Here is a 17,940-nt window from a genome sequence, read left to right as displayed (position 1 = left end):
GCTCCTACGCCCTGAGGAAAGGTGCGAGCGAGCCCGTTATGAGCGAAGCGGCCTGCACGCTGTCGGTGAGCTGCTTGCAGTATTCACCGCAACCTGGCAGGCGACTTCCACGAACCACGAGGGAGTCATCCCCGGAGGGGTCATCAAGACTTGCTTCGGGCAGAGCGCATTTCGCGATTGGTGGAGAGTATTTGCTTGGTGCGTTCGGGGGGCTCGACGGGGCTGCGGTAGTCGTCGGTGCGGTCCATGACATCGTCGCGGAGCTGTGCTGCGGCGAGGTCGCCGTGCCCTTCGGCGGCGGCGACGGCGATGAGGTCCAGGCGGGCTTGTTCGTCGTCTGGTGCGGCCTTGTGTGCGACCTCGGCGGCGGCGCGGGCGAGCGGCAGGTCTGCGTTTCGCAGCGCGTGGGCGATGACGGTGGAGGCGACCTCGAGGACGGCGATGGTCATGATGTGGTCGGTGCGTTCGCCCTCTTCCAACCAGGTGAACCCGTCAGGCCAGTCGCGTGTGAACGGTACGCCGGTGACCAGGCCGAGCGCGGTGACGAGGTCAGTGATGCCGTCCTCGCCGCCTCGGGCTGCGGCACGGTTGCGGAGCTGGCAGAACAGGTCGAGATCGCACAGGGCGTCGTCGACCTGGTACCGAGGACCGCCGGCGGATCGCGCTGCTCGGGACTGGCGAGCATCTGGAAGGTAGGGCTCCCCGGTGCGGGGGTTCTCGCCCAGCCAGGTGCGCAGCTCGGTCATTGCAGTGTGGAACCTGCTCTCCTTGGCGAGCCCGGCGTCGATACCTTGCTCTTTGGTGAAGCCGTTCGGGTGCAGCGATAGGTATGCGAACGCTTCGAGGAGCTTTCGGTCGCGGTACATGACGGCTTTGCGGTCGCCGCTCGTCTTTGCGGTGATCGGTCCGAGGACCCAGAGCTTTGGGCGCGGGGACTTGTCGTCGGCGAAGTCGGCGAGATCCTGGTCGAGGTGCACCTGACCGTCTTCGATTTGTGTTGCAACCTCTTCTCGGACGACGGGTGCAAGCACGGTGACGTCGTCGAGCGTGACGGGTGCGACGGCCGCATACTCCGCTGCTGCGGCCGGAAGCAGTGAGCGGTCACCGGCTGGCTCGGTGACATCGGCGGGGCGATCACCGACGAGCTCGGGGCGCAGTGCACCGGCGAGGTTCGAGCGTGCCCGCCATCCTTCGGTTGCTTCGTCGTCGAAAGGGATGGGCACGCTGGCGATCTGCTCGGTCGTTGCGGCGATCTGTGCGCAGGCGAGGGCTTCTTCGCTCGTCAACCCGGGCGCTTCGACGTCGATATTGAACGCGGCGATGAGAAGCCGGCCGTTGCCGGTCAGCTCTGCCCGCACCATGCCTGTGGTGCAGCCGTCGAGAGTGACGACGGCCACTCCGGCTCGTGTGGGATGGGCAGCGACCGCGGCACAGAGTTCACGGACCGGCTCATCGGTGGTCTTGGCCAGGAGCAGGAAGTACTGGTCGGGGGCGTAGTCCAGGACGCCGTCGACGCTGACAGTGCGGACGATCTGCTGGATTCCGGTGTCTGCGGTCGGGAAGTAGCGGAGCCGGAGCGGGTCCAGGTCAGTTAGTTCTTCGCCGGTGCCGACAGCGTAGACGCGTGCACGGGCGGACCACGGGTTGAGCGCGACCTCACACGCGATGTACCGGCCAAAGGCTTCGGCGGGTTCGGTGTCGCCGTGGACGGCGAGGGCGCCGAGGTGCTCGAGGTTGACCAGATGCATCCGGCCGTCGGGACTGCGGCCGACGGGGATGAGCAGCGGGTACGGGGCCTCGTCGACCTGTTCGGGTGCGGGGTCGATCGGTGTGGACCACGTCGTGTCGCCGCCGGTCCATGGCGGGGGGAGGGTGGCGGGTTCGGCGAGGTGCAGCACGACGTCGTCGCTCGAGAGGTCGGCGGTGACGATCTTCGGGTGGAGCGCGGGGTCGGCGCATGTTCCTGCAAGGGTGACGAGCATCGTGTCGACGGCGTGGATCGTCTCGGCGGTGGCTTCGCCGGCCACGCGGGCGGTTGCTGCGACGGGCTGCAGCTCCGGTGGCAGCGGCGGGAGCATCTTGCTCGTCTCACGGAATCGGGCGGCGGTGCGACGGCGGGCGCGGATCGTCAGCAGCAGTGCGCCGGCCAGGAACGACCCGGCGCCGGTCAGGCCAGGTACGAGCCAGCTCGGCGCGGCTTCCTCGTCGTTGTCCGCCGCAGCGGATCCGCCCGCGAACTCACCGGCCGTCTCGGGTTCTGGGGCACCACTCGCATCGGGCGATGCAGTGACCGCCGGCTTAGGTGTGGACGGGGCCTCGGTCTCCGTGGGTACTGGTTCGCGCGGGTCCGCGTCCTCGGGAGGCGGCTCATCCGCCCCGTCCTCAATCGTGGACTCTTCGTCGACGGTGCCCTCGACGGTGGGACTGGCAGGGGCTGGTGGTTCGGCGATCGCTGAACCGGGTGTGGTGAGCTCCCATCCGGGGCGGATGAGGTCGGGGTCGGTGAGCCGATCGCCGTCGGGCTGGATGGTGCCGGTGGAGGCGTCGAAGATCTCCGGGTAGCGGGAGGCATCGCCGAGCTCGTCGGCGGCGATCTCGGAGAGGGTGTCGCCGGGCTCGACGATGTACGTGTCCGTGTCGTCGCTCTGGACCGCTGTCGCGGCCTTCGCCTCGTCGGGTATGCGCAGAATCCAACCGGGCTCGAGAAAGCCAGGGCTGTTGCCGAGCAGCCGCGCGTTGAGGGTCGCAAGCTCGGTGTAGCGGCGTCCGTCACCGAGGTACTTCTCGGCGATCTTCCACAGCGAGTCGCCCCGCTTGACGGTGTACTCGAACGCAACCGTCTCGACCGGCTCCCTCGGCGCTGGAGCGGCCGGCGGCGGACCTTCGGTCGGAGCGGTCATGGTTGTCGTGGCGCCGTCTGCCGGGGCGAGGTTTGCTGTGACGTGGTCGCTCTGCTGAGTAGCCACCGTGGTCGCGGCGTAGGCCGGTGTTGCGCCGAGCGGGGCGATCGTGGTTCCGGTGACGAACAGAAGCGCGGCGACGTCGACCACCCGGCGGGCAGTGGCCTGGGACAGGGTCAAGCCACGCAGGCGTGGCGGCTCGAGGTGGCGCACCCGGTAGAACGCTTCGATGAGCAGACCCCAGGTCAGGTAGCCCCACGCGAGCCACGCGGCGAGCTGGGCGACGATGACGATAAGAGTCCCGTCATCGGGCATCAACGCCCTGGTGCGCAGCTCTGCGAAGGACGTCGTCCATGCATACGGTTGGACCCACCACAGCACCAACGGCACACCGACGACGAACGCGGCAATCGCGATGGTGGCAAGCAGGCCCGCGAGGCGGCGTCGAGTCATGGTCATCGCTCAATACCTCCGAGGGTGCGGACGACCCGCGCGCTGGCAGTACCGGTGACGTCGAGGCCGTCGATGCCGATGACGGACAAGAACGCAGTGTCGTAGGTGTCGTGCACCGCGACGCTGACCGTGGTGCCGTTCTCGATAGTGACGGTCCCGTCAACGCCCGCGGCGGCGAGATAGTCGCGCGCGGCGGACCTGGCGTGGGCGACGTCGACGGTGACCCTGCGGCCCTGGACAGCGTCGGACCCGCTGATCCGGTCACCGCCGGCGCGGGCGGCCTGGGTGGCGATGTCGCGAGCACGCTGCTGGACGTGGAGCTGGCCACCGAGGTCGGCGACCAGGCCGACCAGCACGATCATCACGAACGTGGACAGGGCCAGCCAGATGCTGACCGACCCGCGCTCCGACTCGACGTTGTGGTGTGCAAGTAGGCGAAGTGGCCGTCTCATCCGCGCTCCCGGTGCGCATCGACTGGTGAGGCCACCTCAGCGCTGACCAGGTGGGTGCCGGGGACGCCAGGGACGGCGAGATCGGAGAGGTCAACCAGGCACGCCACCTCCACGGTGACCGTGCCGAAGGACCCCACCTCGACGGCGAGGGCGTTGGTGTCGACCGTGATGTTGGTCGTCGCGCAGTGCAGGCCCTGGTTGGCGAGCGTGTCGGACGCGGCCTGGCGGGCGGCGTCGTCCGCGGTCGCGGTGGTGCGGGTGATGGACGCTGCCCGGGCGGCGTCGTACGCGGCCTGCTCGACGGCCTGGTGGGCGACGGCGGTGCGGCCGGCGAAGATGATCAGGCCGACGAAGAGCATGAAGGCAGGGATACCGATGACCGTCTCGATCGCTGCCGAACCACGGTCATCACGGGCACGCGCGCGCCACCCACGGAGACGTCTCATGGCTCCTCCGAGAGGAGTTCGCGGGTGACCGAGGCGGATTGCTCCACCTGCGGGGTCCAGCCGGGCACGACGCTCAGCGATGCCCCAGTGACGGTGATGGTGGCCTGGGTCGCGCTGAGCGCGCCGGTGACCGACGCGTCGTCGAGTACCCGGTCCCCGCCCGCGTCGGCGAGGAACGCGGATGCCGCGGCGATCCCGTCGGATGCCTGTCCGTGCTCGACGGCGGCGGTCTGGGCGCCCTCGCTGGCGGCCGCGAGGGCGACCGAACGGGCGTGGTAGATCAGGGCGCCTTGCATGCCGAGGAACATCAGGGCGAACAGGATGGGCAGCAAGATGACCAGCTCAATCGAGGCTGAGCCGCGCTCGCCCTGCCCGCGGCCCCATCGGGGACGCGGGTGCGCGCCGCGCCGGACGCGGCGGCGCCTACGCGATGTTGCCGGCCTGGCCCGTGACATATGCCATCACCGCGGCCACGACGATTGCAACGATGGCTATGACGGCCACCGCCCACAGGACGTGCTCGATGGTCACCGAGCCACGCTCGGAGTCGGTGTGGTCGAGCTTGGTCAGCCGGGCCAGCAGGAGGACCCAGGTGGTGATGAAGTGCGACATCTTCGTTCTCCTTGCGCTTCTTTGTTCTGGCACGTACGTCGGGTTCTCCGGGCCCGTGGGGTGTGTCAGGTGCGGGTAAGCATCTGCAGGACGGCGGGTGCGACGAGCAGACCCATGAAGACCACGCCGAGCAAGGAGCCGGGGATGGTCATGCGTTCGCCGGTGGCGTTCGCTTCGGCGAGCTGTTCGCCGAGGATGGCTGAGCGCATGGCGTCGGCGCGGGCGCGCAGGTTCGCGTAGACGCTTGTGGACTGCTCGCCGGACAGGCGCATGATGTCGGCGAAGTCGTTGAGCTCGGCCAGGCCGAGCTCGTCCGCGAGGGCGCGGAGGGAGTCCCAGGGTGGGACGCCGGACCAGCGGGAGCGGGCGAGGTCTTCGGCCAGGCGCTTGAAGACCCAGGAGTTGCCGACCTCGGCGGCGGCTTCCATCGCCTGGCGCGGTCCCGCCCCGGCGGCGCGCTCGAGGGCGACGAGGTCGATGTAGGCGACGAGGGCGTGGCGGAACTCGGTTCGGGCCCGTCTCGCGTCGTCGATCGTGTTGTAGTTCGGGATGAAGAACAGCACGGCGGCCAGGGCGAGGGATGCGATCACGGGGATGGTGAACGGCAGCCGAAGGCCGAGGAGACTGAACAGCATCGTCAGGACCGGCGGGATGGCCAGGCCCAGTGATGCGAAGACGAGCTTCTCGCCGTAGAACCGGTCGTGGGAGATCCGGAGCAGGGCCAGCTCGCGTTCGGGTGTGCGCACCCACAGGTTGGGTGGCAGGGTCTTGCCCGCCCAGTTCCCAACCCGCACGGTCCGCGAGGCCGACTCCTGTGACGTTGTGGCGCCAGCACCAGGCGGTGTGGTGCGCTTGCGTTCGATCCTGGCAACGGCGTCGGACAGGTCTGGTTGGGCGGGCGTGAACGCGTAGACCAGGGCGAACACGGCCAGGCCGACCAGCCCGCCGGCGAGCATGAACAGCAGCAGCCCAGTGCTCATGGGATGGCCGCCGGTTCATCGGCTAGAGACGTCATGAACCGGGGCATCGGCTTGCCCGTCGCCATGCGCTTGAGCCACAGGAGCAGGGCGATATAGGCGGCTACCAGCACCAGGAGCGTCACCTGCCCGATCGGTGTCGCGTAGGGCTCGACGTACCGGCCAGAGAACGTGAGCATGGTCAGGACGGCGACGGAGATGATCGTGACCCACCGGGCGGTGGCGCGAGGTTTGGCTCGGTCGGCCTCAACCTGGCGGCGGGCGCGCACGTCCGCGGCGACGGACTCGGCCAGCGCCTGGAGCACCGACGCCAGGCCCGCGCCGCGTCTGCGCACACCGAGAATCAGGTTCGCGGCGATGAGGTCGGCGGTGGCGTCATTGAGTTCGTCGGCGAACGCCCGCAACGCTTGCTCGGTGTTCCACCGCGAGCGCAGCCGCGCCACGAGCCGGTGGACCTCCGGCGCGATCGGGGCGGGCGCGGAACGCAGTGTGGCTATCAGGGCCTGCTCGAGCCCGACGCCGACGGTGAGGACCCCGGCCAGCGACCGTGTCCATTCCTCCATCGCTTCCAGCCGGGCGATCTGGGTCTTGGCCGAGCCCGTCGACAACAAGACGGGCAGACCAACCAAGGCCAGGGGCACGGCCGCAACGGCGAGGACCCACCCGGTCAGCAGCCAGGTCACGATGCCGGTCAGCACGCCGCCGCCGAGCAGGAGCCATGTACGGCGCGAAACGTTCGAGAACCTGTCCGTGGGACCAGCGCGCGCCGTGGTGTGGTGGGTGCGCAGGGCGAAGATGAACCAGGCGCTTGACAGGCCGATCAGGCCGCCGGCGACGATGAATCCGAGCGCCCTCATGCCGACCTCCCGTGCAGGTAGCCGGTGAGATCGAACCCGAAGTCTTCGAGCTCGCGGTACTCGTCAGGCAGGGTGCCCGGGATGGCGATGCCGCCCCGCTTGGCGGCCCGGAACACGTACGTGACGGCGTATCCGGGGTCCATCTCGCCGCGGGAGACGGCGATGATCTCGACCACGCGCCGCTGGCGGGTGGGGGTGCCGTCCGGGCCGGTCAGGTCACGCAGATCGATGTGCACGATCAGATCGATGGTGGAGGCGAGCTTGCGGGCCGCGACCTGAGCGTCGACGTCCTTGCCCTCTTCCATCGCGCAGGTGATCAGCTTGTCGATGGTGGCCACGGCACTGGTGGCATGGGTCGTGCACAACGAGCCCGTGCCCGACTCCATCGCCTTGATCATCGGCCAGATCTCCTTGCCGCGAACCTCACCGATGATCTGCCGAGATACATTCAGCCGGAAGGAGTCGTACAGCGCGTCGTGCAACGTGTACTCACCGATCTGTCGCCCATCGGCACCGCGCTCACCAGAACCCGGCCGGGCCTCGATCGGGTGCACGTAGTAGTGCTGGTCGGGCAGCTGGTCCAGGTGGAGCTCGTACTCGGTCTCGATCGTCACGATCGGTTCGTCGGGGTCGATCTCCGCACACAGCGCCCGCATCAGGGTCGTCTTGCCCGCGCCCTGGGCGCCCGAGACCACGATGGACTTGCGTGCCTTGACCGCCGCGCCCAGGAACGAGGCAGCGACCGGGGAGAGCAGCCCTTTGGCGACCAGGCCCGGAAGGGTCTCCTCCTTGAGCCGGTGGCGGCGGATCACCACCGATGGCCGCGGGGTCACCCATGCCAGCGCTGCCAGGCGTGCCCCGCCGTCAAGGCGCAGGTGCAGGGCCGGCTGGGCTTCGGAGAACCCGCGCGCGGTGACCTCGCTGCGCGAGGCGAGGAACGACAGGAAGTCGATCAGTTCCTCGTCCGAGTCGGCCACCGGCGGGCCGGCGTGCTTGGTGCCGTCGGTGTGCTCGAGCATCACGCGGTCGAACCCGGTGATCACGATGTTCTCCGCCCGGTCATCGTCGATGAGCGGTTGCAGCCGACCGAGCCGAAACAGTGAGTCATACACAGCAGTCGCCATCGCCCGTTGGCCAGCCAAGGTCCAGGTCGGGCGCCCAACGTCGGCGTCCTCGGCCATGGTCGACTCAATCAGGTCGAGCACAATCGAGCGGCCGAGCTCCTGCTGTCCCGTCCTGTCCAGCGTCTGTGCGGTCATGCGCTGGCTCAGCAACTCGGACGCCTGCGCGCGCAGCGCCGCTACCACCGCCCAGTCGATGTCGTCGTTCGCCGGCACTGTCGCGGCCCCCGCAGCCTGAGTACGTGCCGCGTCCGGCGGGTGTGCGGCCACGTGCGGCTGGGCGAGGAACGGCAGCGCCGCAGGCTCCACGCGCGAAGCCGAAAGCGCGGGCGCGTCGCGGGGCGGTGGGGCACCCAGGGAGGAGGGGGATCGCAGGTCAGTCACGGAGCCACCTCCCGGAGCAGGTCCTCGCGGCGCTTGGTCACCATGTGGCCGATCGCATCGGCGCCAGCGTGCAGGGATCGGATGAACGGGCTCGTGGTGAACTTGCGGGGTGGGGTTTCCGCCCGGTGGTACACCGCTGCCGAGTCGGGATCGTCGGTGATCGAGGCCACGACAGGCAAGTCGAGAACCTTTGTGACCTCCTTGGCTGTGTACGGCTGGCCCTCGCCGACCAGGAGCAGACCGGGCTGCTGCCAGGTCGGCGATGACATACGCATAGCCTCGGTCCAGGACCGAGCAGCGACGACGGCTGGTAGATGGGTCCTGGTCACTATCAGCGTGAGGTCGACCAGCGTCAGGAGAGGTTCGGGGGAGCCGGGGAAGCCGAGCGGACCAGCATCGATAAGGACATCGGTGCCGGTCTTCTCCAGGTCGGCCAGCGCCTCGGCCAAGGGCCCCCACAGGTCGTTGAGTCCGGTGGCTTGAGTGTGTGAGCGGGTTCCGGCCACGAACGACACGTCGCCGGTGAGGGGGCGCACGGCGTCGCGCAACGCGTCGGACGTGTCTAGCGGTGATAGCGCTAGCTCGACCAGCCCTGTCTCGTACTCGCGCATCCCACCGAGGAACCCGGCGAGCAGTCCCGAGCTGCCGCGCGGGTCGGCTTCGAGGATGAGCACTGGGCGGGGCCAGCACATCGCCAACCCGACCGTCGACGTCGTCACGCCGGGGGCACCGGCGGCCGAGCATAAGGTGATGACCGCCACGACTACTCACCGCCCCGCGGTTCGAGGAGCACGGCCACGTTGCCGGTGGCGGCATGAGCCGCCAAAGTTGGGCCGTCTGCCTGAGGGACGAGCAGATCAAGGATCGTCTCGCCCGTCTCCGCATCGATGTTGACCGCAGCGACCTCCGCGCTCGTCGACGTCGGGACACCGGTGACGTCTGCGGTGTCGACGGCGCTGCCAGCCGTCGGGGTCACGACGACGAGCACGCGGTCGCCGACGAGGATCTCGCTACCCGGAGCCCGGGCGCTGGCAAGGCTGACACCGACAAGGTAGGTACCAGCCTTCGTCGGTTCGTAAGCGGTGACGGCGTCGTGGGTGACGATGCTCCCGGCTGCGATGTCCAGGGAGAGCCGCTGCCCGAGCAGGTCGTCCAGCTCTGCCGGGGTGACAGGGTCCAGCGCCGAGTCGTCGTAGATGCGGGCGGTGGTGAACGCAGCCGTGGTGATGACGTCGCCGCGGTGCAGAGAGTCGTTGGCGACGAGCACCGATGTCATCGCGGACGTCGTCGACCAGGTGACCGCGCCGATCGTCACGCCGAGCGCCCCGAGGGCGACCGCCGTGGCCAGATGCCACGGGCGCCGCCTGGACCTCGGCGGTGGCCCCTCCGCCGTCGGGGGGGACGTGGGCTTGGCCGGCGCCCGACGGCGTGCGGTTGTGGTGGTCATGCGATTTCCGCCCTCACTACATGGCAGTGCTAATGGCCTACCTGGTCACCAGCACCTGCGCTTCCCCGATGGCGATCTGCACCGAACGCTGCAGGTCGTCCATGCGGATGGTCCCTGTCTGTCCCCCTCCCTCCCAGGTGACGATCCAGTCCGACGTTGCCGTGACCGTGAACTCGCCGCCGGGCTCGCCCGCGCTCGTCCTGGTGTAGACGTGGCCGCAGTCCGGCGATGGCGCAGCCCCGTAGCTCGCGGCGTACGCGGTGCCGGCGCCTTGGCACACCACCGTGCTGCCGTCGCCCATGGACCACGTGACCTCGTGAAGACGGGCCATCGCGGTCACGGTGATCCCTCCGGCCGAGGCCGACGCAGTGCTCGGCCCGACCGTGTTCGGTCTGGGGTTCGACGCCCACATCCACACCGGCATCCCGATGATGCCGACGTAGCCGGGGCGAGGTTCCGGCACGATGCCTATATCGATCGCGGCCAGGTCCATCGAGTCCACCGCCATCTGGGCGACCACCTCCGGAGAGGGCCCAGAGGTCGCGGCCTGATCAGGCGGGCCCTCCAGCCAGATGAACACTTCATAGAACTCACCAGGCAACGTCGGCACCCTGCAGTAATAGATTGCACCGCCGTCCGCCGGATCCCGACCCTGCCAGACCGGATCGCCCGCCGGAGGTTGCGGATCCAGCCTTGCGAACGAAGCCAAGTCACGCCAGCACGGCAAGCTCGAGCCAGCTTCGCTCGATCCGTCGCCGGCCGTCTCTTCAGTGGATGCTGGTTCTGCGAGATCGGTGATCACTGGTTGAGCAGGATCGGTGGAAGCTGGTTCAGCGGGAACATCGACCGAGATGAGGCAAACGCCCGAGAACATGTCGAGCTGGAGACACCTTGGAACAGTCGCCCCGGCTACTGCAGGGAGCGCGATGATGCCTATTAACGCGAGGACTGTGAGGACACCGCGGGTCAGTCGCTGGCTTCGCATGGCTGCTTCTCGAGGGTCTCGCTCGTGGAAACTCGCCACCCATTGGCCGGGTCGTTCTCCCAGTCGTGATTGACGAGGGTGTGCCGTTCCCATCCACGGGTGGGCCGTCCCTCAGCACCGACGGAGTTGCCGTTCGCATCGACAATGTCCATGTCGGCGACATCGATGCAGACATCGAATTCGACCACGGGGACTGTCTTGCCGCTGCCATCTGCGTTGGTCAGGTTCACGCCCTGGAGATCGAGTTCCACGATCTTCGTCTCGCCGGTCTGGACCCAGCCATCTCCACGCTCGCGCTCGACCTGCCGCTGACGCGATACCAGGGCGACGCTGACGGTGATGTCTTCGAGCATGGCGGGATCCGCGTCTGGATTTGAACGAAGTTCGTCGATCACTCGGTAGTACTTCCGGACAACGGCTTCAGCGTTCTCTGCGGCTGCCTCGGACTCCGACATCGGAGACGGTGATGGAGTCGGGGACTGGGTCACCGGCTGCGAGCTGGACGGCGGCGCCGTGGGCGCGGTGTTCGAAGATCCAGTGCATGCGGACAAGACGGCCAACATGATGGCCGTCGCGGCCGCTGCTGCTACTCGTCGCCCAAGCCGCATGCCGGTATGGCCCTCCGTTGGGAACCGGTCAAACTCCCGTGGTGCTCGAGCGACCTCGAGCCGGGGATGCGACAAGAGGTCGTTAGTCTCTAGTTTTCCCACCCTCTGGCCCTCCTGGCAACAGTCCTGTGAATTTCGGTGTCTACCGAGTCCGCTTCGTGCGCTTGCGAGAGATAGGTGCGAACGCCTCCCCCGGGAACTTTCAGGTTCATCGGGGCGGTTCCACTCACGGTCATCTCGCACTTCGCGCGAGACGGGGCGTCGTCGGCTGCGGTGATCGAGAGTGAGCATGTCCGTCGCCCCGGACGGGGTAATGCCGGCGTCGAGCGCGGCGGGAAGCGGGCGGCCGAAGAGAACCTGCGCGCGGTCGAGCGTGGAAGGTGGTCACACATCTGGCATTGAGGCCGCTTCAGCCGGACGCGTAGCGCAGAAGTGACACCGGACCAGCCTGTGGGGCGGTCTCGGTGGTCAGTGCGCACCTGCTGTCTGGAGGTGCGATGGTGACGGTCTCGATGCGGGTGATGTCTGCCGGCGACGGCTACGCGTATTTGCTGCGCACCGTGGTAACCGGCGACGGCAACACGACTCGGCTGACCGCGATGACCCGGTATTACACCGAGGAAGGCACTCCGCCGGGCATCTGGATGGGCTCGGGTGTCAGTCAGTTCGGCGCTGGCGAGCTGCTGCCCGGGATGACGGTCACGCCAGAGCAGCTGCAGACGCTCATGGGCAAGGGCGCCGATCCCCTGACCGGCGATCAACTCGGCCGCCCCTACCGCCGTCCCGCGAGTGTCGAGGAGCGCACTACCCGCCGCGTCGCGAAACTTGACCGTGGCGTGCCCAGCGAGGAGTTCGACGCCGTTGCCGCCCGCATCACCGCCGAGGAGATCAAGCGAGGGCCGATGGCTGCGGTGGCCGGGTTCGACCTGACGTTCTCCGTGCCCAAGTCCGTCTCGGTGCTTTGGGCGGTGGCGGATGCCGGAACGCAGGAGCAGATCGTCGAGGCCCATCATGCCGCGGTCGCGCAGGTGATCGATTTCCTTGAGCGCGAGGTTGCCGCTACCCGTGTCGGGACGAATGGGATCGCCCAGGTCGAGGTGCTTGGCGTGGCGGCGACGGCGTTCGACCACTACGACTCGCGAGCCAACGACCCACAGCTGCACACGCACGTGGTCGTCTCGAACAAGGTCCGTACCGCCGTCGACGGCAAGTGGCGCACCCTGGACAGCCGCGCCCTGCATCACGCAGTCGTCGCGCTGTCGGAGTACTACAACGCCGTGCTTGCCGACCGACTAACTGGAACGTTTGGTCTCTCCTGGGACCAGCGCGGAGCCCGGGGTGAGGCCCGCAACCCCACGTGGGAGATCGTGGGCGTCTCTGATGAGCTGATCGCTGAGTTCTCCAGCCGCTCGCGTGCCATCGACATCGCGACAGAGGAGTTGGCGCAGGAGTACATGAGCGCGCACCACGGGCGTCGACCTCCCGATGCGCTGGCGATCCGGATGCGTGCCCGGGCCACGCTCGAGACCCGTCCCGAGAAGTCCGTCTACTCTCTCGCCGACCTGACCGGCCACTGGCGTGAGCGGGCCGAGCCGCTCCTGGGCGAGGACCCGACGGGCTGGGGGCGACGCCTCACCCTTACGTCGACGTCTCCGGTGTTCCGGGCCGACAACGTGCCCGACGATGTTATTGGGGTGGCCGGTACCCGCGTCGTCGCAGCGGTCGCCGAGAAGCGCTCGACCTGGCGGCACTGGAACCTGTGGGCCGAAGCCTCCCGGCAGACGATGGGCTGGCGCTTCGCCACCGTCGAGGACCGCGAGGCCATCGTCGCCGCCGTCACCGAGGCTGCCGCCGACCGGTCGGTCATGCTCACCCCGCCCGAACTGACTCCGACGCCGGAGTGCGCGCTGCGTGCCGACGGCGAGTCTGCCTTTTGCCACCGGCACGAAGCATTCATGTCCTCGCAACAGATCCTGGCGATGGAGGACCGGCTCCTGCACCGAGCCGAGGAGACCACCGCACCCGCGCTGCCGGCCGCCCTGCTCAGGCAGGCCGTCACAGTACCGCATGATGGCGTCACGCTTACGCCCCAGCAGGCCAGCGCTCTCGAGGCCGTCGCGACGTCGAGCCGGCAGGTCGACGTGCTCGTCGGCCCCGCCGGCGCCGGCAAGACCACCGCAATGCGGGCACTCCGCGCAGCCTGGACCGCCCAGCACGGAGGGGGCTCCGTCGTCGGGCTCGCACCCTCGGCCGCCGCGGCCCAGGTGCTCGCCGAAGACCTCGGCATCACTACAGAGAACACCGCCAAGTGGCTCTACGAACACGACCACGGCAGAGCGAACTTCCGTCGAGGGCAGCTCGTCATCGTCGACGAGGCCACCCTCGCCAGCACCCGGACGCTCGACCGGCTCACGGGACTGGCAGAGCAGGCGGGGGCGAAGGTGCTCCTGGTCGGAGACTGGGCGCAGCTGCAGTCCGTCGACGCCGGCGGCGCGTTCGCCATGCTTGTCAACGCACGTGGCCAAGACATCCCCGAGCTGACCGAGGTGCACCGCTTCACCCACGAATGGGAACAGCACGCCTCCCTCGAACTGCGCCGCGGCGAGGTCGACGTCATCGATACCTACGCCGGGCACGACCGCCTGCGCGAAGGAAGCACCACGGAGATGATCGACGTCGCCTACGGGTCCTGGCGCGACGACCTCGCCGCAGGCCGCTCGAGCATACTTGTCACTGACTCGGCCGAGTCCGTCCGACAGCTCAACGAACGCGCCCGCGCCGAACGCGTCCACGACGGCCAGACCTCCACCGGCCGCGAAGCGATGCTCGCCAATGAAGCCCGCTGCTCCGTCGGCGACATCGTCATCACCCGACGCAACAACCGCAGGCTGCGCACCAGCCGCACCGGCTGGGTCCGAAACGGCGACCGCTGGCAGGTCACTGGAGTCCGCGGTGACGGATCGATCGAAGTCCGCCGAGCAGCGCGCCAACTCGGCGCGACGGTGATACTGCCTGCGGACTACGTGGCCGAGAACGTCGACCTCGGCTACGCCGTCACTGCACACCGCGCCCAGGGCATGACCGTCGACACCTCGCACGTCGTCGTCTCCGGCTCGACCACCCGGGAGAACCTCTACGTCGCCATGACCCGCGGGCGCGAGACGAACATCGCCTACGTCCCCCTCGATCGGCCCGACGACGCCCACGTCCCGCCCGAGCGTGGCGAGATCAGCGCCCGCACCGTCCTGTTCGGCGTGCTCCACCACACCGGGCTCGAGCTCTCCGCCCACCAGACCATCACGGATGAGCAGAACAAGTGGACAGGGATCGCCCAGGTCGCCGCCGAGTACGACCACATCGCCACCACCGCCCAGCGCGAACGCTGGCAAGCACTCGTACAAGACGCGCTCACCGGAGCCGGCCGAATGACCGAGAGCGACGTTGAGGCCGCCATCGCCTCCGACGCCTTCGGAGCACTCGCCGCCGAGCTGCGCCGCGCTGAGGCGAACCGATATGACGTCGCAGCGCTGCTGTCGCGGGTCATCGCCGAACGCACGCTGCTCGACGCCGACGACACCACCGCGGTGCTCTCCTACCGCGTCGCCCAGGCCGCCCCCCGGCCGGTCGGCAGTGGCGAGGGAGACCTGATCGCGGGTCTCGTGCCCGAAGTACTTGGCCCCGTGCCACCTGACGTGCGGGCGGCGCTTGATGCGCGACGTGACCTTATCGAAGCCCGGGCCGCGGAGCTGGCCGAGACCGCGGTCCGCGTCCGAGCTCCCTGGGTGCAGCGAATCGGCGACCCCCCGCTCGGGGCCAGCGACCGTGCCCGGTGGAAACGCCAGCTCGCCATCGTCGCCGCCCACCGTGAGCGCTACGACATCACCAGCCGGGACCCGCTCGGAACCACGCTCGACGATCAGGATCAGCGGCACGACGCTGTCCATGCGATCGCCGCACTGCGGCGAGCCCGAGCGCTCTCGAACGCACCCATGCCCAATGTCCCAAGCGCGTTCGCCGCGAGCCTCGCGCGCTGACGCCCCAGCAGTCCGGTCGGAAGCCATGGCAATCACGGTCGCAACTACACGGCGCGATAGACCCGATGGGGCCGCGGAGCTGTGGACAACTAGGTCCCGGCTCTCTGCTGTGCATGGACGATCAACACTGCGCCGGCACCGGCCGGGTTGTCCACAGATCAACCGCGCCTCGCCCGAGGCGTGGCACGAACAGTGCACTCTGAGGCCCACAGCCTGCTCCGTCCGGGGTCTGGCGGCAACACCGTTGAGGTGATCGCGATGATCTTCCGGCTCAGCTTCGGTCTCGTTGGTGGCGCGCTCGGTTTCGCTCAGGCGTGGATGCCGACCAACCATCTCGTTCGTTGGATCTACACCGATCGGGGGCTCAAGTGGGGCGTGCCGATCGCCGTCGTGCTCGTGCCGACCCACTACCGGCTCGGCAACATGTTCCAGGGGCAGGTCGAGGGCGGCGGCTCTAACTGGTGGTGGCTCGCCCTCGCGTGGGCGGTCATCAACTGCCTGAAGTTCATCAGCGTCGGCATCCGCACGCCGTTCGTGTGGGTCTATCGCACTGTTCGCCACGTGCTCGCGCGTGCCAGCAAGGAGCAACCCATCATTCGGGATGCTCCGCAACTCTATTGATGCCAGTGGTTGGATCGACTGCGGCAACCAGTGTGGCGCGCGTCGACTACCGCTTAGAGGCCGATTGTGCGTGCCCGCGCCTGCCTGGCCGGGGGCGGGATGACCGCCTTGTCTGGAGTGTCCGGGCGGGCCGCTCGCGCGACCTTGGTTCGCGGGCTCCGGGCGAGCGTAGTGCGGGCCGACTCGATGACGGCACTTGGCGTCACGGTCAGATCGCCCGCGGGGAAGTTTTTCCGCACCCTGGCCAGGGTGGCGACAAGGCGGGGGTCGTCGTCGTAGAACCGGTAGCGGTCCCATCGGTAGGCGCTGCCCTCGGCGTAGGAGATCAGCCAGCGCCCGGAGGTGAGCTGGGCATCGGCGGTGCGGGAAAGTTGCTCGATGACGACAGGGCTGTGGTGAACGAGGCCTCGCAGTGCAATCAGATCCTGCCGGCGCAGCTGGCTGCCCTGTGCATCTTGCTCGCGCAGGTACTGCCACATGGCGGTGGTCTGGGCCAGCGGGGTGCTGTCGCCGGGCATGAGTGAGGTGACATCGCTGGGTTCGGGTTGAATTTGGCCGAGCTGCCTCGCGAGGTCTCTAGCCAAGGTGCTGCCCCGCCATTGGTTGTGCACCTCGAGCAGGTCGCCCGCCCGGACCAGGATGCGGGCCTGGCCCAGTGCTGTCCGGGCCAGGATGTCGGGGCCGACTTCCTCGATCTGGGCAATCTGGACCGGCAGCCTGCGCTGTGCCTCCAGAAGCGTTCCCATGCTGGTAACCCGGATTGGTCGGGGGCAGACCGGCGGAAGTTGTAGCGCCGTGAGGTCGGGCAGCCGTCCACCGCGGGCCACGCTGTCGACCTCAGCGGCCAGGAGGGTCACGGGGCTGTGCCGCGTCGCATGTGCCAGCGCGTCGACGACCGGATGCCCGGCGCCGTTGATACGCCGCGCGGCGGCCAGCAGTTGGTGGTCAAGGTATTGCACGACCGGGGCGATCGCGCCGACATCGGCGACGATGCTCCACCGGTACTGGCCGGTGTAGGCGTGTTTGTCGGTGTCGAGGTCGTGTCGGGCGAGGACGGCGGAGCGTGCCACCTGGTGCCACAGGCCGGCGGTGACGGACCCCAGGTCCGCTGACCGGACGGTCATGAGTGCGGATCCCGCGTGCGGGTTCGGGTAGTTGTCGATCGCCTGGTGCAGCACCATCACCGGGTCGTTCATGGCCTGTCCCAGTGTGGTCCGGGCGGTGAAGGCGATGGTGTCAGCCTTCTTGGCGGTGTCCCGGCCGGTCGCCACCGCCATCGCTTCCTGCAGGAGGCGGATGGTCTCGTGCCGGCCCAAGAGCGCCACCTCGAGCCCGGCGGGCTCGAGAATTCGTGATCCTCTCGTGCTAGACAACCTGGCCAGGTGCTGCGCGAGCCGGGCGCTGTGCTCGCGGTACGTCATGGAGCATCCTTCTGAAGCTCGACGCAGGCGCGCGCGATCGTCGTGGCTTCCTCCACGGAGGTGCCGTGGTCGGCTGCGGCGTTCAAAGCGTGCAGAATCTCGGCCACACCTGGCAGCGGGAGGTCGTCGACGTTCCCGATCGGCGGCAACGGCGGGCGCAGTCCTTCCAGGGTCCAGAACGCCATCCCTGCTGAGAGGCCCGACGACAGGTCAAGTTCGCCTCCGTGGGCGGCGCGTCGTTTGAGCAGCCGGCGTGCGGTGGCCATGTGCTCGCTCGGGTCTCTCGTCCCAACCGCGTTCATGCCGGTCACCCTTCCCCGTCCGTGCCGGCGGGGGACGGCTCGCTGTGGACGCGTGTCCGAGCTTGGGCGCCCTGTGCACCGCTCGATGAAGGTGCCGTCGAGCTCATTACGCCAATGCTCGACGCCGAGCCGGTGGCGTGCAGGCGGGTGTCGCCGACCCTCGTGATGCCGAGCTTCGATTCCGGGGCGACGAACCGTAGGGCCACCTGAGTAGGGATGCCCTCAGACATTGGATGCTCCTGCCGTGCGCGGAACCCGATTGGCTACCGCTCTCAACCAGTAGGTGCGAGGAGTGCTCCGACGACGATCGGGCTGGTTGC

General features: G+C 68.5%; 16 protein-coding genes. 2 read left to right on the top strand and 14 right to left on the bottom strand.

Translation table 11 applies throughout. The annotated features are described in order from the left end of the window. Positions 1-143 precede the first annotated feature (143 nt). The 12 genes from GD748_RS00495 to GD748_RS00440 all read right to left on the bottom strand — a co-directional run bounded on the left by GD748_RS00495 (position 144) and on the right by GD748_RS00440 (position 10,987). Entirely contained in the window at positions 144-3,359 is a 3,216-nt protein-coding gene (locus GD748_RS00495; RefSeq protein WP_152193261.1) for a LysM peptidoglycan-binding domain-containing protein, read from the bottom strand. Further along, complete coding sequence (locus GD748_RS00490) at positions 3,356-3,805, bottom strand: TadE/TadG family type IV pilus assembly protein (RefSeq protein ID WP_152193260.1); 450 nt, start codon at positions 3,803-3,805, stop codon at positions 3,356-3,358. The genes GD748_RS00495 and GD748_RS00490 overlap by 4 nt, the downstream gene beginning before the upstream one ends. Next, positions 3,802-4,251, bottom strand: a complete 450-nt coding sequence (locus GD748_RS00485; RefSeq protein ID WP_152193259.1) for a TadE/TadG family type IV pilus assembly protein — start codon at positions 4,249-4,251, stop codon at positions 3,802-3,804. The genes GD748_RS00490 and GD748_RS00485 overlap by 4 nt, the downstream gene beginning before the upstream one ends. Beyond that, entirely contained in the window at positions 4,248-4,598 is a 351-nt protein-coding gene (locus tag GD748_RS00480) for a TadE family protein (protein WP_226920845.1), read from the bottom strand. The genes GD748_RS00485 and GD748_RS00480 overlap by 4 nt, the downstream gene beginning before the upstream one ends. Before the next feature lie 76 nt (positions 4,599-4,674). Continuing rightward, positions 4,675-4,863 carry a hypothetical protein gene (locus GD748_RS00475; RefSeq protein ID WP_152193257.1) on the bottom strand — a complete coding sequence of 63 codons (189 nt, stop codon included), beginning with the start codon at positions 4,861-4,863 and terminating at the stop codon, positions 4,675-4,677. A 65-nt stretch (positions 4,864-4,928) separates the two neighbouring features. Further along, positions 4,929-5,843 carry a type II secretion system F family protein gene (locus tag GD748_RS00470; protein ID WP_152193256.1) on the bottom strand — a complete coding sequence of 305 codons (915 nt, stop codon included), beginning with the start codon at positions 5,841-5,843 and terminating at the stop codon, positions 4,929-4,931. Next, positions 5,840-6,538, bottom strand: coding sequence for a type II secretion system F family protein (locus GD748_RS00465; protein ID WP_226920596.1), 699 nt, complete (start codon positions 6,536-6,538; stop codon positions 5,840-5,842). Before GD748_RS00465 ends, GD748_RS00470 begins: the two co-directional genes overlap by 4 nt. Before the next feature lie 155 nt (positions 6,539-6,693). After that, positions 6,694-8,127, bottom strand: coding sequence for a CpaF family protein (locus GD748_RS00460; RefSeq protein ID WP_226920594.1), 1,434 nt, complete (start codon positions 8,125-8,127; stop codon positions 6,694-6,696). A gap of 71 nt (positions 8,128-8,198) precedes the next feature. Further along, entirely contained in the window at positions 8,199-8,963 is a 765-nt protein-coding gene (locus GD748_RS00455; protein WP_152193254.1) for a P-loop NTPase family protein, read from the bottom strand. Between the two features lie 2 nt (positions 8,964-8,965). Beyond that, positions 8,966-9,649 (bottom strand): SAF domain-containing protein, encoded by a 684-nt coding sequence (locus tag GD748_RS00450; protein ID WP_152193253.1) that lies wholly within the window; start codon positions 9,647-9,649, stop codon positions 8,966-8,968. A gap of 37 nt (positions 9,650-9,686) precedes the next feature. Continuing rightward, entirely contained in the window at positions 9,687-10,451 is a 765-nt protein-coding gene (locus GD748_RS00445; RefSeq protein ID WP_152193252.1) for an ATP/GTP-binding protein, read from the bottom strand. A gap of 164 nt (positions 10,452-10,615) precedes the next feature. Next, on the bottom strand, positions 10,616-10,987 hold the full coding sequence (locus GD748_RS00440; RefSeq protein ID WP_152814945.1) for a hypothetical protein: 372 nt from the start codon (positions 10,985-10,987) through the stop codon (positions 10,616-10,618). Between the two features lie 755 nt (positions 10,988-11,742). On the opposite strand from GD748_RS00440, the gene mobF reads away from it, so the two are divergent. Together mobF and GD748_RS00430 are read left to right on the top strand one after the other, a co-directional pair. Next, positions 11,743-15,276 carry a MobF family relaxase gene (gene mobF, locus GD748_RS00435; protein WP_152193250.1) on the top strand — a complete coding sequence of 1,178 codons (3,534 nt, stop codon included), beginning with the start codon at positions 11,743-11,745 and terminating at the stop codon, positions 15,274-15,276. A 258-nt stretch (positions 15,277-15,534) separates the two neighbouring features. Beyond that, a complete protein-coding gene (locus GD748_RS00430; protein WP_152193249.1) occupies positions 15,535-15,897 on the top strand; it encodes a hypothetical protein in 363 nt (120 codons plus the stop codon). A 53-nt stretch (positions 15,898-15,950) separates the two neighbouring features. Here the strand turns inward: GD748_RS00430 and GD748_RS00425 are convergent, their stop codons facing one another. After that, complete coding sequence (locus GD748_RS00425) at positions 15,951-17,318, bottom strand: hypothetical protein (RefSeq protein WP_152193248.1); 1,368 nt, start codon at positions 17,316-17,318, stop codon at positions 15,951-15,953. Further along, positions 17,315-17,629, bottom strand: coding sequence for a hypothetical protein (locus GD748_RS00420; protein ID WP_152193247.1), 315 nt, complete (start codon positions 17,627-17,629; stop codon positions 17,315-17,317). Before GD748_RS00420 ends, GD748_RS00425 begins: the two co-directional genes overlap by 4 nt. Positions 17,630-17,940: the final 311 nt, after the last annotated feature.

Origin of the sequence: Georgenia subflava, assembly GCF_009193155.1 — a bacterium.
GTDB lineage: Bacteria > Actinomycetota > Actinomycetes > Actinomycetales > Actinomycetaceae > Georgenia > Georgenia subflava.
This window is presented reverse-complemented; position numbering and strand designations above follow the sequence as displayed.

What these genes read in the sequence shown, in the direction of transcription:
- GD748_RS00495 (WP_152193261.1), bottom strand. Translation starts at nt 3,359, where the DNA reads ATGACCATGACTCGACGCCGCCTCGCGGGCCTGCTTGCCACCATCGCG.
- GD748_RS00490 (WP_152193260.1), bottom strand. Translation starts at nt 3,805, where the DNA reads ATGAGACGGCCACTTCGCCTACTTGCACACCACAACGTCGAGTCGGAG.
- GD748_RS00485 (WP_152193259.1), bottom strand. Translation starts at nt 4,251, where the DNA reads ATGAGACGTCTCCGTGGGTGGCGCGCGCGTGCCCGTGATGACCGTGGT.
- GD748_RS00475 (WP_152193257.1), bottom strand. Translation starts at nt 4,863, where the DNA reads ATGTCGCACTTCATCACCACCTGGGTCCTCCTGCTGGCCCGGCTGACC.
- GD748_RS00470 (WP_152193256.1), bottom strand. Translation starts at nt 5,843, where the DNA reads ATGAGCACTGGGCTGCTGCTGTTCATGCTCGCCGGCGGGCTGGTCGGC.
- GD748_RS00450 (WP_152193253.1), bottom strand. Translation starts at nt 9,649, where the DNA reads ATGACCACCACAACCGCACGCCGTCGGGCGCCGGCCAAGCCCACGTCC.
- GD748_RS00440 (WP_152814945.1), bottom strand. Translation starts at nt 10,987, where the DNA reads ATGCTCGAAGACATCACCGTCAGCGTCGCCCTGGTATCGCGTCAGCGG.
- GD748_RS00430 (WP_152193249.1), top strand. Translation starts at nt 15,535, where the DNA reads ATGATCTTCCGGCTCAGCTTCGGTCTCGTTGGTGGCGCGCTCGGTTTC.
- GD748_RS00425 (WP_152193248.1), bottom strand. Translation starts at nt 17,318, where the DNA reads ATGACGTACCGCGAGCACAGCGCCCGGCTCGCGCAGCACCTGGCCAGG.